At 55.7% G+C, this 14,966-nt stretch carries 12 protein-coding genes; 8 read left to right on the top strand and 4 right to left on the bottom strand.

Annotation, left to right across the window (positions count from 1 at the left end):
• Nucleotides 1–32: 32 nt before the first annotated feature.
• The 4 genes from proW to WN53_RS01450 form a co-directional block, all read right to left on the bottom strand.
• Nucleotides 33–1,142, bottom strand: coding sequence for a glycine betaine/L-proline ABC transporter permease ProW (gene proW / locus WN53_RS01465; protein WP_024484842.1), 1,110 nt, complete (start codon nucleotides 1,140–1,142; stop codon nucleotides 33–35).
• Nucleotides 1,135–2,337: a glycine betaine/L-proline ABC transporter ATP-binding protein ProV gene (proV, locus tag WN53_RS01460; RefSeq protein ID WP_021807606.1), complete on the bottom strand. Its 1,203-nt coding sequence runs from the start codon at nucleotides 2,335–2,337 to the stop codon at nucleotides 1,135–1,137. Before proV ends, proW begins: the two co-directional genes overlap by 8 nt.
• A gap of 343 nt (nucleotides 2,338–2,680) precedes the next feature.
• Nucleotides 2,681–3,481: a DeoR/GlpR family DNA-binding transcription regulator gene (locus WN53_RS01455; protein ID WP_024484841.1), complete on the bottom strand. Its 801-nt coding sequence runs from the start codon at nucleotides 3,479–3,481 to the stop codon at nucleotides 2,681–2,683.
• Between the two features lie 36 nt (nucleotides 3,482–3,517).
• Nucleotides 3,518–4,414 (bottom strand): sugar kinase, encoded by an 897-nt coding sequence (locus WN53_RS01450; RefSeq protein ID WP_024484840.1) that lies wholly within the window; start codon nucleotides 4,412–4,414, stop codon nucleotides 3,518–3,520.
• Between the two features lie 224 nt (nucleotides 4,415–4,638).
• On the opposite strand from WN53_RS01450, the gene yihU reads away from it, so the two are divergent.
• The 8 genes from yihU to ompL all read left to right on the top strand — a co-directional run bounded on the left by yihU (nucleotide 4,639) and on the right by ompL (nucleotide 14,930).
• The gene (gene yihU / locus WN53_RS01445) at nucleotides 4,639–5,529 is read left to right on the top strand and encodes a sulfolactaldehyde 3-reductase (protein WP_024484839.1); all 891 of its coding nucleotides are present in this window, start codon (nucleotides 4,639–4,641) and stop codon (nucleotides 5,527–5,529) included.
• A 48-nt stretch (nucleotides 5,530–5,577) separates the two neighbouring features.
• On the top strand, nucleotides 5,578–6,441 hold the full coding sequence (locus tag WN53_RS01440; RefSeq protein WP_024484838.1) for a class II fructose-bisphosphate aldolase: 864 nt from the start codon (nucleotides 5,578–5,580) through the stop codon (nucleotides 6,439–6,441).
• 47 nt (nucleotides 6,442–6,488) lie between these two features.
• Nucleotides 6,489–7,532, top strand: a complete 1,044-nt coding sequence (locus tag WN53_RS01435; RefSeq protein ID WP_024484837.1) for an aldose epimerase family protein — start codon at nucleotides 6,489–6,491, stop codon at nucleotides 7,530–7,532.
• Nucleotides 7,533–7,559: 27 nt separating this feature from the next.
• Entirely contained in the window at nucleotides 7,560–8,903 is a 1,344-nt protein-coding gene (locus tag WN53_RS01430) for an L-fucose/L-arabinose isomerase family protein (RefSeq protein WP_024484836.1), read from the top strand.
• 54 nt (nucleotides 8,904–8,957) lie between these two features.
• A complete protein-coding gene (locus tag WN53_RS01425; protein ID WP_024484835.1) occupies nucleotides 8,958–10,985 on the top strand; it encodes an alpha-glucosidase in 2,028 nt (675 codons plus the stop codon).
• Between the two features lie 80 nt (nucleotides 10,986–11,065).
• The gene (locus tag WN53_RS01420) at nucleotides 11,066–12,463 is read left to right on the top strand and encodes an MFS transporter (RefSeq protein ID WP_024484834.1); all 1,398 of its coding nucleotides are present in this window, start codon (nucleotides 11,066–11,068) and stop codon (nucleotides 12,461–12,463) included.
• A gap of 206 nt (nucleotides 12,464–12,669) precedes the next feature.
• Nucleotides 12,670–14,106 (top strand): MFS transporter, encoded by a 1,437-nt coding sequence (locus WN53_RS01415; RefSeq protein WP_024484833.1) that lies wholly within the window; start codon nucleotides 12,670–12,672, stop codon nucleotides 14,104–14,106.
• Nucleotides 14,107–14,210: 104 nt separating this feature from the next.
• On the top strand, nucleotides 14,211–14,930 hold the full coding sequence (ompL, locus tag WN53_RS01410; protein ID WP_024484832.1) for a porin OmpL: 720 nt from the start codon (nucleotides 14,211–14,213) through the stop codon (nucleotides 14,928–14,930).
• Nucleotides 14,931–14,966 lie beyond the last annotated feature (36 nt).

Genomic DNA, 14,966 nt, shown 5'->3' with positions numbered 1-14,966 from the left:
CCAGGGCAGTAAGCCGCTGGCGGGTAGAACGATCAGGCTTTTTTGATAAACGGGCGAGCGATCAACCCGATTGGGCCGTGGGTATACCAGCGGCCTAGCCCTTTACTGCGGCGATCGCGCCCCAGCGACTGGGTGAGACGATCGAGAATAATGGCCAGAATAACGATACCGACGCCACCTACGGCGGCCAGCCCCATATCCAGGCGGCCGATGCCACGCAGCACCATCTGGCCCAGACCGCCTACGGCGATCATCGAGGCGATAACCACCATCGACAGCGCCAGCATCAGCGTTTGGTTAACCCCGGCCATGATGGTTGGCATGGCCAGCGGCAGCTGCACTTTAAACAGCAACTGGCGCGGGCTGGAGCCGAAGGATTCGGCGGCTTCGATCAGATCTTCCGGCACCTGTTTGATGCCCAGGATCGTCAGACGTACGATGGGCGGCAGGGCGAAGATGATTGTTACCACCACCCCCGGCACGTTACCGATACCGAAAAGCATGACGATCGGCACCAGATAGACGAAGGCTGGCGTGGTCTGCATGGCGTCAAGCAGTGGCCGGATCACCTTGGCGGCATGTTTGCTGCGGGCCAACCATATGCCCAACGGCAGACCTATCAAGATGCAGAAGAACAGGGCGGTGAGCACCAGCGCCAGCGTGACCATCGCCTGTGACCAGGCCCCGATAGCGCCGATGGCGACTAACGACAGCAGCGTAGCGGCCCCCATGCCGAGGCTGGATATCTGCCAGGCGATCAGCGAGAACAGCAAAATGGCGACTGGAGCAGGCATACCCAGCAAAAACTGCTGGAAACCGCTGAGGATGAAATCTACCGGCACGCGAATGCCCTGGAACAGCGGACGGAAGTGCAGCACCAGCCAATCAATGGCGTGGGTGACCCAGCTGTCAAACGGCACCCAAGCCTTGTGGAACGGATCCAGCAGGCTAAAGTGCTCGGGCTCCACTGGGGCGCTGTTAAGCCAGTCAGCGCTCGATGCGGCCTGATTAGCGGCATCATGGGGCACACTGTCTGCAGGTGCGCCGGTTGCCCAGGGATCGCTGCTGGTGGCAGCCTGGGTTGCCGGGGCGTCGTTAGGGGATGTGGCAGCCGTTGCCCATGGATCCTGATTATCACTCATTCGTAGGGCCCTCTTTATCTAAAGCCTGCAGCAGCATGCCTTTGGAAATAATACCGATATAGTTGTTGTCTTCCCCGACCACCGGCACGGCGCAAGGGGCCTGTGCTACCAGTGAGATCAGCTCGCTCAGCGGCATATCCGCCGGAACGGGCAGTGGGGCATCCAGCAAGGCGTCGTCCAGCGTTTGATTGGCCGCCAGCGCCTGCTTGAGAGAGTCTATCGATACCACGCCGATAAATTTCTGGCCGCGTTCAAGCACGTAGCCATAGTCACGGTCTTCATCACGCAGGATCTGCAACGCAGAGCGCGGACCAAAACCGGGGGTCTTACGGATCAGGGTCACCGGGCGACGTTTGGCGATATCTTTGGCACTGAATACGTGGCTGATATCGACGCCGCGGAAGAAGGTACGCACATAATCGTTGGCCGGATTATTTAATATCTCATCCGGGGTACCCACCTGGATCACTTCGCCGCCCTGCATAATGGCAATACGATCGCCAATACGCATTGCTTCATCCAGATCGTGGGAAATAAAGACGATGGTGCGCTGATGTTTCGCCTGTAATTTGACGAGCTCATCCTGCATCTCGGCACGAATTAATGGGTCCAGCGCAGAGAAGGCTTCATCCATTAACAATATATCCGGATCGTTAGCCATGGCGCGGGCTAAGCCGACACGCTGGCGCATACCACCGGACAGTTCATCGGGATAGGCATTGGCATAATTTTCCAGCCCAACCTGACGTAACGCATCCAGCGCTTTTTCCTGGCGCTCCTGTAAAGGAATGCCCGCTAATTCCATGCCGAACGCAGTATTATTTAATACGTTCATATGCGGCATTAAGGCGAATGACTGGAACACCATACTGATCTTATTACGCCGTACGGTGCGCAGCGCAGCATCGGATATTTTGGATATATCCTCGCCGTCAATCAGCACCTCACCGCGGGTGGGTTCTATCAGACGATTGAGAAGGCGTACCAAGGTGGATTTACCGGAACCGGAAAGCCCCATGATGACAAATATCTCGCCTTCTTCAATGGCCAGAGAGGCGTTCTTGACGCCAAGTGATAACCCCGTTTTTTCCAGCAGCTGGTCTTTCGTCAAACCTTTGTCTATCAGCTTAAATGCGCGTTCCGGGTGCTCACCAAATATCTTATATAAATTTTTAACTTCTAGTTTAATTGCCATGCAATTCGCTGTTTCCTTTGGTTTATTATCAAACGCTAAAATTGTCCTAATAGAAAATAAGAGTGCCCTATACCCTAACACACTGACATTCTGAGACAACCCTCAATGTTCATATCGTAAGATTTTTCTAGTGATAGCAGGTTTGATGATTGGGCATAATTAGCGGATTTTTACATACTTAATTAACCTTAATCATTAAGAGGGAATGGCCGGATATATTGGCGACTATGGCAACTATTTGCAGGGAATATTGGCAGCGTCAAATGGGTAATTAATGCACGCATAGTAAAGTTCTGCGTGCATTGACGAACGGCAGGAAAATCAGCGGGTTTACCACCTTAGATCAGAGCGTGGGTTCTTCGCTGCCGGTGGGAATAACGACCAGTTCCACTTGCTGCTGCTGTAACACCGATCCCATTGCTGAGGGGGGAGGTAGGTCGGTAAACAACGCGGTCGCCTGTCGGGTATTGCCGATTTCCACCGCTGCAGATGCGTGAAACTTGGTGTGGTCCGCAGCCAGCAGAATATGACGTGAGTGCGCCATCATCGCTTTCACCACGCTGGACTCATTCACGTCAAATTCCAGCAGATCGCCGTTGGCTTCGATTGCCCCTACGCTGGTGATCAAATAGTCGGCGCGAAAGCCTTCCACAAAGCTTACGGCGCTGGGGCCGATGATACCGCCGTTATTGGGGCGCAGCGTGCCGCCCGGCACCATCACTTCGAACTCGGTGTTTTTATACAGGATATGCGCCACCCGTAGGCTGTTGGTAATGATGCGCAGGTGGCTGTGGTTCATCAGCGCCCGGGCAACATGCTCAACGGTGGTGCCGATGGTGATAAAAATGGTGGAACGATCGGGAATGTAATCGGCAATGGCCTCCGCAATGGCTATCTTCTCTTGTGTGTAAGAGAGTTCCCGTTGCTCAAAGGCCGTGTTGACCACGCTAGAGGCACGACCTGCGCCCCCATGATGGCGGCTAATCAGCCCCTGCTCGCTCAATTTGCGGATATCGCGCCTGACCGTCTGTGTAGACACTTCCAGCAATTGCGCCAGCTCGTCGATGTTCATATAGCCGCGCTTGGCGATCAACTGGATCAGCTGATCGTGGCGTGGGTTGCCGGTAAGTTCAGTCAGACTCATGCTCCGCTCCCTTAATATTGTCATCGGCCAACCATATTATACAAAACTGGCCAGGAAAGAGTCAGTTTGATCACAATTGGGAATGCCAGCGCGCCCGCCAGGACGGGTACACTTCAATGCGGCAACTGCATTGGCGTAACGCACCGCCTGAGCTATATCGGCCTGTGAACCCAAGGCTACCGCCAGCGCACCGTGGAAAACGTCGCCAGCCCCCGTGGTATCCACCACCTCAACCGAAAAGCCTGGCTGATGTTTCAGTTGAGCGTTTTCCAGCCAGAAACAGCCATGTTTACCCTGAGTGACATAAACTTGTCCGTTTTTGTCATTTTTTGCTGCACGCAATCCCTGCTCGATATCTGTTTTTCCTGTCATCCGCAGCAAACCCGGTTCGGAGAAGGCGGCATGGTCCGCCAAAGCAACTAGCGGGTGGATATCCTGCGGTGTGACATCGGCGTCCAACAGGGTAGTGACACCCGCGCGCCGGGCCAAGGTGAAGGCAGTCAGCGCGCCCTGATGCCAACGCACGTCCGCCAACACCACATCGTACTGGCTAAAGTCGATGTTATGCAGCCATTCGGCATCCTCGGGTAAGTCTGGGCTGGGATGGTTGATGATCATGCGTTCTCCCTGGGCATCCACCAGCACAGCCGATTGCGATGAGCGCGCCTGTGGGCAACGGCGGGCATGTCTGACATTCACACCATAGCTGCCTAACTCGGCCAACAGGGTTTGCCCGGTGGCATCGTCCCCGACCCGGCCAATGAAATCTACCTCTGCGCCCAATCTGGCTGCGGCCACCGCAGCCGTTGCCGCCGGGCCTCCGCCAATTTCGCGGTAGTCGGTAGCAACATATTTCCCCCCGCCTTCAGGCAGTTTCTCTACGTAATACAGGCGGTCTTGCACTGCAATGCCTACGCATGCGATTCGAGTCATGGTCTGGATCCCTGGATGTTGATCTGTGTAAGCGAACGGTTTTCAGCAAAAAGTGGCTGCCGATCACGCTGCCACCATTTTAATTCACTCAAATGTTAAAAGAGTGACGGCTGTCAATTTTTTGACCATAAATTACAAATACGATCAAAAACAGACAAAAATGGTCTGATTTGTGGTCGGTGAGATGACACAGAGATGACACTGGTAACCAACAGGAGAGAACCATGGCACAGATCGCATTTATCGGGCTAGGGCAAATGGGCGCGCCGATGGCCAGCAACCTGATCAAGCAGGGGCACCGGCTGAACGTTTTTGATATCAGCCCGGCGGCGGTCAGCGCTTTGGTAGCTCAGGGGGCCAAGGCGGCAGCCAGCCCGGCGCAGGCGGCACTGGACGCGGAGTTCGTCATCACCATGTTGCCTAATGGCGAACTGGTGCATGAGGTGCTATTTGGTGGCGAGGGGGTGTGCTGCACCTTATCGCCTGCGGCATTGGTGATGGATATGTCCACCATCCACCCACTGCAAACGGACCGGCTGATTGCCCAGATGCAGGCACGGGGCTTTAGCCTGATGGATGCCCCGGTCGGGCGGACTTCAGACCATGCTCAGGCTGGCACGTTGCTGATCCTGGCAGGTGGGACTGCCGAGCAGGTGGAGCGCGCAACGCCAGTGCTGATGGCGATGGGCTCGGAACTGATCAACGCCGGTGGGCCGGGCATGGGGATCCGCGTGAAGCTGATCAACAACTACATGAGCATCGCCCTCAACGCGCTGTCTGCCGAGGCTGCGGTGCTGTGCGAGGCGCTAGGACTGTCGTTTGACGTTGCGCTGCAAGTCATGAGCGGCACACCGGCAGGCAAGGGGCATTTCACCACCACCTGGCCAAACAAGGTGCTGAAGGGTGATCTCAGCCCGGCGTTCATGATCGATCTGGCGCACAAGGATCTGGGCATAGCGCTGGATGTGGCCAATCAGTTGCACGTTGCCATGCCGATGGGCGCAGCCTCACGCGAGGTTTATAGCCAGGCGCGGGCCAGCGGGCGCGGGCGTCAGGATTGGAGTGCCATTTTGGAACAGGTTCGGGCTGCTTCGGGCAGAGCGAATAACGCGTAACACTTAACGTAATTGCGGTTGCTATGCAGCGCGCAGAGGGGAGAAGAAATGCCTTATTTATCTGGTAACACCATGATCCAACATGCATGGGAAAACGGCTATGCCATCGGCGCGTTCAGCGCACACAACGCCGAAACCATTCGCGCCATTTTACTGGCAGCCGAACAGGAGCAGGCCCCGATCATGATCCAGGTGGGGCAGAAAGTGATTAGCGTGATGGGTCTGGAGCCCATGAAGGCGATGATCGATGCGTTTATGCACGATATCACGGTGCCGGTGTGCATCCACCTGGATCACAGCCGCAGCTTTGAACAGACCATGCAGGCGGTGCAGGCCGGGTTCCAGTCGGTGATGTTTGACGGCTCTCACCTGTCATTTGACGAAAACGTGCGGATCACCCGTGCCGTGGCGGACGTTGCCCATGTGCTGAACATTGGGGTCGAAGGCGAAATTGGCAAGATCGGCGGCACCGAGGATGATATTTCGGTCGACGAAAAAGACGCCCTGATCACCAGCAGTGACGAAGCGCTGCAGTTTGCTCAATCGACCACGGTGGATTATCTGGCAGTGTCCATCGGCACCGCTCACGGCCTGTACAAACAGGAGCCCAAGCTGGCGTTCGAACGCCTGCAAGAGATCCGCGAGATCGTCAAAAAACCGATTGTCCTGCACGGCGGCTCCGGCGTACCGGATGACCAGATCCGCAAGGCGGTCTCACTGGGGGTCGCCAAGGTGAACGTGGACACCGAACTGCGGCAGGCCTTCACCCAGGGGATGGCTGAAGTGCTCGGCAAGGATCCTCACGAGTTTGTCTTGGCGGTGTCGCTCGGGCATGGCCGTGATGTGATGCAGGCCAAAGTCGCCGAAAAAATCAGGCTGTTTGGCAGCCAGGGCAAAGCCGCTCAGTTTTAAGCATCCGTTGCGCGGCAAGCTGCCGCGCTAACCATAGGGCATCGATTATGACAACCATTCAACGCCAGCATTTTGGCGAACATCAGGGGCAGGCCGTTTCCCTTTTCACGCTGACCAATGCCAACGGGATGCGGCTGTGTGTGACCGATTACGGCTGCATCATTACTCAGCTTTGGGTGCCGGATCGCCATGGGCAGGCGGAAGATGTCGTGATGGGTTTCGACAATTTGGCGGCTTATCAGGCTGGGCATCCGTTCTTCGGCGCGATTGCCGGGCGCTGCGCCAACCGTATCGCTGGTGGACGTTTCAGCATCGACGGTCAGGAATATATTCTGGCCACCAATGAACTCCCTACCGGGCAACACCTGCACGGAGGACGTCGGGGTTTTGACAAGTATGTCTGGCAGGCACAGGAAGACGGCGACGGTATTATTTTCAGCCGTACCTCTATCGATGGTGAGGAAGGCTATCCGGGCAATCTGCAGGTTCGTCACCGCATCGGCCTGACGGAAGACAACGTGATGACGCTGAGCTTTGAGGCACAGACGGACAAGCCGACGTTGGTCAATCTGGTCAATCACAGCCACTACAACCTGCGTGGGCATCAGCACCTGATCCACGATCAGCAGCTCAAGATCGACGCCGACTTTATGACGCCGGTAGATGAAACCACCATGCTGCCCACCGGTGAAATCCGCCGCGTTGCCGGGACGGCATTTGATTTCCGCAACGCCCGTCGTCTTGGGGACGCCATGCTGCACCGCCCGGCGCAGGATTTTGATATGAACTACGTGCTCAAGCCGGCTGAGGGGGCTTTGCATCCCGCCGCCAGCCTGATTTGCCCACAGACCGGGCGGGTGATGGAAGTGCACACCTCGCTGCCGGGCGTGCAGTTTTATAACGCCTTTAAGCTTTCCAACAAGATCTGGAATGGCAAGGCTGGCCATCGCTATCAGGCATTTTCCGGCATCTGCCTTGAAACCCAGGCGTTCCCAGACAGCATTCACCACGCCCATTTTGGCAACGTAGTGCTGCGCCCAGGGGAAAACTATTACAGCCAGACTGAACACCGCTTCAGCACTGTGGCATAGATTTATTCGATTACTGGAAGCAATGTGATGAAAAATAAAGCAAAAGTTGGCGTGTTGGCACTTGGCCGCGCGACCTTCGATGTGCCCTACGCGCAAGAGATGCTGGCGCAAGCCTGGCAGACGTTGAGCGGGATGGATATCGAGCTGGTGGGGGAGCCGGTATTGCAGTTTGATGCCGAATCGGCTCTGCAAGTACTGCCCGCACTTAAACAGGCCGATCTCGATCTGCTGCTGATCCTGCAAGTGACCTTTACCGATGCCTCCCTTACCACCGAAGTGGTGCGTGATTTCCCGGTACCCACGGCGATGTGGTCATTCCCGGAGGCCCGTACCGGTGGCCGTTTGCGCCTGAACTCTTTCTGCGGGGTGAATCTGGCTTGCCATGCCCTGAGCCGTGAAGCCATCAACGTGCAAACGCTGCACGGCCTGCCGGACGATAGCCGGGTGATTAACGAATTACAGCAGTTGGCGCAGGCCGCGGCGATCGTTAAGCGCTTCAAACAGGCCAAGGTGATGGTGATTGGTGAACACCCGCTGGGTTTTGACGCCTGTAACTACAACCAGCAGCAACTGACGCAGCACTTTGGCGTTGAGGTGACTCGCCAGCCGGTGCTGGAGTTTATTGAAGAGGTGAAGGCGCTGCCGGATAGCGTGGCCGATGCGCCTTATGCCCGCCGTGCCAAGGATTTCCCTAACCTGGCGGAGATGGATCAAACGGCCACCCGCAAAACGCTCAAGGTTTACTCTGCCCTGCGTGAAAAAGCGCAGCGTGAAGGTTATACCGGCATTGCCGTGCGCTGCTGGCCGGATTTCTTTACCGATTACGGCTGCGCTGCCTGTGGGGCATTGGCGTTGATGAACGAAGATAAAGTGCCGTGTGGCTGTGAAGCCGACATGTTTGGCGTGCTCTCTTCGCTGATGGCGCAGTGGGCCTCTGGCAATGCGGCGTTCAATACCGACCTGGTGGATATCGATCCGCAGGATAACAGCGTGGTGTTCTGGCACTGTGGGCAGGCACCGATCGAAATGGCCGATCGCGATGGCCCGGTGCAGGCCACCATCCACTCCAACCGCAAGCTTCCTCTGCTGTCTGAATTTGCTCTGAAACCGGGGCGCATCACGCTATGCCGCATCACTCAGGGCGAGGGCAAGCTACGCCTGATGCTGGCCGGCGGCGAAATGATCAAGGCCCCGCTGGCGTTTTCCGGCACAGCCGGGACCGCGCGCCTGGATGTGGATGCAGACACTTATCGCCAGCGTCTGATTGCGGCGGGTATGGAGCACCACACCTCGCTGGTTTACGGCGAGCACCGTCCGCTGCTGCGCAAAGTGGCCGGTCTGCTTGGTTTGGACGTGATTGAACTGACCTGAGCGGGCGACCAACGCTTGGAAAAATACGGCATTTAACCTTTTGGAGAATGGATCATGGCTTCTCAGCAAGGCTTGGAACTTACGCAACACGCAGGTGGATTTACGTTGACCTTTCAGCAGCGGGTGCTGATACAGCACTCGGCTGCAGCTCCGTGCCTGTGGATTGGGCGCGGCAAGGCGGATATTGAGATGTTCCGCGGCAACTTCAGCATTAAAGACCAGCTCAGTGAAAAACTGGCGCTGACCGAAACCCAGATCGTCCCTCAGGGCAAAGGCTGGCTGATCCGCTTTAGCCGGGGCGATGTGGCCCAGTGCACGCTGGCAATCACTACCGATGCGCAAGGGCGGTTGGAAATGCAGCTGCGCAACAGCGACGAGCAGAACAACCGTATGTGGCTGCGCCTGGCTGCCCAGCAGGAAGATCACGTTTATGGCTGCGGCGAACAGTTTTCCTATTTCGACCTGCGCGGCAAGCCTTTCCCGTTATGGACCAGTGAGCAGGGGGTTGGCCGTAACAAGCAGACCTACGTTACCTGGCAGGCAGACTGCCAGGAGAATGCCGGTGGTGATTACTACTGGACCTTCTTCCCGCAGCCGACGTTTGTCAGCAGCCAGAAATATTACTGCCACGTAGAAAACAGCTGCTACATGAACTTCGATTTTTCTGCCCCAGAGTTCCATGAGTTGGCGATCTGGCAGGATCAGGCGGTGTTGCGCTTTGACTGCGCCGACAGCTACATCAGCCTGCTGGAAAAGCTGACCGCGTTACTTGGCCGCCAGCCAGAACTGCCGGACTGGGTGTATGACGGCGTCATCCTGGGCATTCAGGGGGGCACCGAAGTCTGCCAACAGAAGCTGGACGTGATGCGTGAGCACGGTGTCAAGGTCAGCGGGCTCTGGGCACAGGACTGGGAAGGACGGCGGATCACCTCTTTTGGCAAACGCCTGATGTGGAACTGGCGCTGGGACAGTGAGCTGTATCCGGAGCTGGATAAACGCATCCCGCAGTGGAAGAAGGAGGGGGTACATTTTCTGGGGTACATCAACCCTTACGTGGCCATCGAGAAAGAGCTGTATGCCGAAGCGGCAGAAAAAGGCTATCTGACCAAGGATTACGACGGCAAAGATTATCAGGTCGAATTTGGCGAGTTTTATGCTGGCGTAGTCGATCTTACCAAGCCCGAAGCCTATGACTGGTACAAGAACGTCATCAAAAAGAACCTGATCGAGTTTGGCCTCGACGGCTGGATGGCGGACTTCGGCGAATATCTGCCGACTGATACCGTTTTGCATAACGGCATCGATGCGGAAATCATGCATAACGCCTGGCCAGCGCTGTGGGCCAAGTGCAACTACGATGCGCTGGAAGAATGCGGCAAGCTGGGCGAGATCCTGTTCTTTATGCGCGCGGGCTATACCGGCAGCCAGAAGTATTCGGTGATGATGTGGGCGGGCGATCAGAACGTGGATTGGAGCCTGGACGACGGCCTGGCTTCGGTGATCCCGGCGGCGCTGTCGTTGGCGATGACTGGCCACGGCCTGCACCACAGCGATATTGGCGGTTACACCACGCTGTTTGAGATGAAACGCAGCAAAGAACTGCTGATGCGCTGGTGCGAGTTCTGCGCTTTTACGCCGATGATGCGTACCCACGAAGGCAACCGCCCGGATGATAACTGGCAGTTCGATCATGACGTGGAAACCATCCGTCAGTTTGCCCGCATGAGCCAGGTATTCACCTCCCTCAAGCCGTATATCAAGCAGGCGGTGGCGCTCAATGCGCAGTCCGGCTTACCGGTGATGCGCCCGCTGTTCCTGCATTATGAAGACGATGCTCACACCTACAGCCTGAAATACCAATACCTGTTTGGCCGTGATCTGCTGGTGGCCCCGGTGCATGAAGAAGGGCGCACCGACTGGACGCTCTACCTGCCGCAGGATAGCTGGATCAACCTGTGGACCGGTGAACGGCATAGCGGAGGGGCCGAGGTGACGGTAGCAGCACCAATGGGCCAACCGCCGGTGTTCTATCGGGCGGATAGCGAGTGGGCTGAGTTGTTTGCCTCGCTTCGCACGCTGTAATCACCAACTGTCAGCCGCCCGTTGCCCAACCGGCAAGGGCGGCTATCTCTGGGAATAGGTGTTTTCCAAGGAGAATCACCATGAGTGAAGCTAACCAGGATCCGGTGAAGCTGATATTGCCCCTGCGCGAGAAATTCGCCTATGGCATGGGCGATGTCGGTTCCAACCTGCTGTTGTGTGTCGGCACGCTGTACCTGCTGAAATTCTATACCGACGTGTTGGGGATCCCCGCTGCGTGGGGCGGGCTGATCTTTCTCATCTCGCGTTTCTTTACCGCCTTTACCGACATGGGCACCGGGCTGATGCTCGATTCCCGGCGCAATATTGGCCCCAAAGGCAAATTCCGGCCATTTATCCTTTATGCCTCAATGCCGGTGGCGTTGCTGGTGGTGGCCAACTTTATCGGCGTTGGCGCCTCGTTTGATGTCACCGTTAAAACAGTGATCGCCACGCTGATCTTTATGGCGTTCGGGCTATTCTTCAGCATGATGAACTGCTCCTACGGCGCGATGGTGCCAGCGATGACCAAAAACCCGCAAGAACGTGCGCAACTGGCTGCCTGGCGGCAGGGCGGGGCGACGGTGGGTCTGTTGTTGTGTACCGTAGCGTTTGTGCCGATCCTGTCGCTGTTTGACGGGCGCCCACAGGTGGGTTATCTGGTGGGGGCGGCTATCTTCGCCTTCGTCGGCATGCTGTGCATGTGGTGGTGCTATTCCGGCGTCAAAGAGCGTTATGTCGAGATCCCGAAACCGGGTGCACCCAAGCCGGGTCTGTTGCAGTCCTTCAAGGCGATCGCCGGTAATAAACCGCTGTTCGTACTGTGCGTGGCCAACCTGTGCACGCTGGCGGGCTTCAACATCAAGCTGGCGATCCAGATTTACTACACCCAATACGTCCTCAACGATATCACCCTGCTGTCCTATATGGGTTTCTTCAGCATGGGCTGCATCCTGCTTGGGGTACTGCTGGTTCCGACGGTGGTGAAACGCTTTGGCAAGAAAAACGTCTATCTGGGCGGCCTGTCGCTGTGGATCCTGGGCGATGCCATGAACTATATGTGGGGCAATACCTCCACGCTGTTTGTGTTGTTCTCTTGCCTGGCGTTCTTCGGGACGGCCTTCGTCAACAGCCTCAACTGGGCGCTGGTATCGGATACCGTGGAATACGGTGAGTGGAAAACCGGCGTGCGTTCGGAAGGCACGGTTTATACCGGTTTTACCTTCTTTCGCAAGGTTTCCCAAGGGCTGGCGGGTTTCTTCCCTGGCGTGATGCTGGCCTATATCGGCTATGTTCCCAACGTGGCGCAGGGGCCTGGCACGCTGGAAGGCTTGCGGCAGCTGATCTTCCTCTATCCGTGTGGCCTGGCAGTGCTGACCGCATTGACCATGGGGCTGTTCTATCACCTGACGGAGAAGAACTATCTCAAGATCGTCGGTGAGCTGGAAGAGCGCAAGCGGGTGGTAAGCCCGGCTATGTAAACAGATAAAACCAACCCGTTTATGGCTGATCATTCTTGCAGCAGAAATACCCTATGGATTTCAAGTTGCAGCTAGGCGACAAGCTATCTCATCCCCAGGAGCTTACTTTTGGGTAAGTGACTGGGGTGAGATAGTGCAGGTAACAACGCTGCGGCTTGAAAGACGACGGGTATTTAAGGGTTAAGACAATAATAAGGATCTGCCAGATGGCCAACTCTTTATCCTACCAAGATCCCGTTACGCTGCGGTTGCCGCTGCGCGAAAAGTTTGCCTACGGCATGGGAGACTTCGGTTCCAACCTGATACTGTGTATCGGTACCCTGTATTTGCTGAAGTTCTATACCGATATTCTGGGGTTGCCCGCCATCTACGGCGGCGTGATCTTTTTGATCGCCAAATTCTTTACCGCTTTCACCGATATGTTGACTGGCGTCCTGCTGGATTCGCGGCGAAATATCGGTGCCAAAGGCAAGTTCAGGCCGTTTATCTTCTATGCCTCGCTACCGGTGGCTTTGCTGGCCGTGGCCAACTTCCTCAATAGCGGGTTCAGCCTGAATACCAAAACCGTCCTGGCTACCGTGCTGTTTATGCTGTTCGGCCTGTTCTACAGCCTGATGAACTGCTCCTATGGGGCGATGGTGCCAGCCATGACCAAAAACCCGCAGGAGCGCGCGCAGCTGGCCGCTTGGCGGCAGGGAGGTGCAACGCTGGGGCTGCTGTTATGCACCGTGGGTTTTGTCCCGATCCAGATGCTGTTTACTTCACGTCCGGAGATGGGCTATCTGGTTGCCGCGGTAGTGTTTGCGACCTGTGGCGTGTTTTGCATGTGGTGGTGCCATGGCGGGGTCAAAGAGCGCTACGTTGACGTGGTACCGGCACATCATAAACCTGGCATCTTCAAATCCTTCCGCGCCATTTTCCAAAACCCACCGTTGCTGGTGCTGTGCATTGCCAACCTGTGTACGCTGGCGGCGTTTAATATCAAGCTGGCGATCCAGGTCTATTACACCCAATACGTGTTGCACGATATCCATTTGCTGTCCTATATGGGTTTTTTCAGCATGGGCTGCATTCTGATTGGCGTGCTGATGGTGCCAGCGGCGGTGAAGCGTTTTGGCAAAAAGCGGGTCTACCTTGGTGGCCTGTTGCTGTGGTGCCTGGGCGATCTGTGTAACTACGCCTGGGGCGACAGCTCGCTCTCTTTCGTAGCGTTCTCCTGCATGGCCTTCTTCGGGACGGCCTTCGTCAACAGCCTGAACTGGGCGCTGGTGCCCGATACCGTTGATTACGGCGAATGGAAAACCGGCATCCGCGCGGAAGGCTCGGTGTATACCGGCTATACCTTTTCACGCAAGATCTCCGCTGCACTAGCCGGATTGTTACCCGGCATTATGCTGACGCAGATCGGCTATATTCCGAATATTGAGCAGTCTGCCTCGGTGCTGAAAGGCCTGCGCGAGTTAATCTTTATTTATCCCTGCGTATTGGCGATGGTTGCCGCCGTCATGATGGGGTTTTTCTATAAGTTAAATGAACAGCTATTTATGCAAATCATCACCGAGATTAATAACAAAAAAGGAAACCGTGACGAACAGGCCGAGCTTCATCCGGCAATCAATACGACAATAATCAAAGAAGTCTAAGCCAAGGCATTACCAATAATAACGCACAGCTGTCATGCCTAACGGCATGGCGGCGGGATTTCTGCATGCTTTTATCAGGATCAATTTCACAAGGAAACTCAACCATGTCTACTCTCTGGGGTTCTAGCAGCAATAAAACCAATACGATACTACTGGTAGCGGCGTTGTTTGCCTCAGCAAGCGCTCAGGCCGGACGTGCCTATCTGGAAACTCGTGAGGCTTATAATACCGCCTCTGAATTAAACGAAATCATCCTGCGCGGCGGCTATAATTTTGATGGTGGAGCCGGTGTGATGGCCACCAACGCCTATAACATTGGCAAGTTTGATCAGCTCAAGCACAGCTATAACGAGCTGGAGGGCTGGTATCCATTGTTCCGGCCAACGGATAAATGGACGGTGTCCCCTGGCGGGTTGGTCAACTCGAGCAGTGCGGGATCCGGCGGTGCCATCTACCTGGACAACAACTATAAATTCCTGCCGTTTTTCAACCTGACCGTGCGTTATCGCTATAACCATAATAACTATGATTCCATCGATTTTAACGGCAACCCGGCGCGTAATGATACCCATGAAATTGCCAACTACTGGAACTTTAAGCTCAGCGATGAGTTAAATTATACCTTCGAGCCACATTACTTTATCCGGGTAAACGACTTTAACAGTAAAAATGGCAAGAGCCACCATTGGGAGATCACCAATAAGTTCAGCTATAAAATAGATACCCATTGGATGCCCTATCTGGAGCTGCAATGGCTGGATCGCTGGAACGATTATAATAAGGAGCAGTATCGTATCCGCGTAGGACTGCGGTATACCTTTTAAGCCACACAAATAAAAAACCCGGCCAAGTCTTGGCCG

It is taken from the genome of Serratia fonticola (assembly GCF_001006005.1).
Taxonomy (GTDB): domain Bacteria; phylum Pseudomonadota; class Gammaproteobacteria; order Enterobacterales; family Enterobacteriaceae; genus Chania; species Chania fonticola.
The sequence above is the reverse complement of the archived record's forward strand: the minus strand, read 5'-3'. Positions and strand labels throughout refer to the sequence as shown.

Coding starts and splice junctions, on each gene's coding strand:
- proW (WP_024484842.1), bottom strand. CDS start 1,142: ATGAGTGATAATCAGGATCCATGGGCAACGGCTGCCACATCCCCTAAC.
- proV (WP_021807606.1), bottom strand. CDS start 2,337: ATGGCAATTAAACTAGAAGTTAAAAATTTATATAAGATATTTGGTGAG.
- WN53_RS01455 (WP_024484841.1), bottom strand. CDS start 3,481: ATGAGTCTGACTGAACTTACCGGCAACCCACGCCACGATCAGCTGATC.
- WN53_RS01450 (WP_024484840.1), bottom strand. CDS start 4,414: ATGACTCGAATCGCATGCGTAGGCATTGCAGTGCAAGACCGCCTGTAT.
- yihU (WP_024484839.1), top strand. CDS start 4,639: ATGGCACAGATCGCATTTATCGGGCTAGGGCAAATGGGCGCGCCGATG.
- WN53_RS01440 (WP_024484838.1), top strand. CDS start 5,578: ATGCCTTATTTATCTGGTAACACCATGATCCAACATGCATGGGAAAAC.
- WN53_RS01435 (WP_024484837.1), top strand. CDS start 6,489: ATGACAACCATTCAACGCCAGCATTTTGGCGAACATCAGGGGCAGGCC.
- WN53_RS01430 (WP_024484836.1), top strand. CDS start 7,560: ATGAAAAATAAAGCAAAAGTTGGCGTGTTGGCACTTGGCCGCGCGACC.
- WN53_RS01425 (WP_024484835.1), top strand. CDS start 8,958: ATGGCTTCTCAGCAAGGCTTGGAACTTACGCAACACGCAGGTGGATTT.
- WN53_RS01420 (WP_024484834.1), top strand. CDS start 11,066: ATGAGTGAAGCTAACCAGGATCCGGTGAAGCTGATATTGCCCCTGCGC.
- WN53_RS01415 (WP_024484833.1), top strand. CDS start 12,670: ATGGCCAACTCTTTATCCTACCAAGATCCCGTTACGCTGCGGTTGCCG.
- ompL (WP_024484832.1), top strand. CDS start 14,211: ATGTCTACTCTCTGGGGTTCTAGCAGCAATAAAACCAATACGATACTA.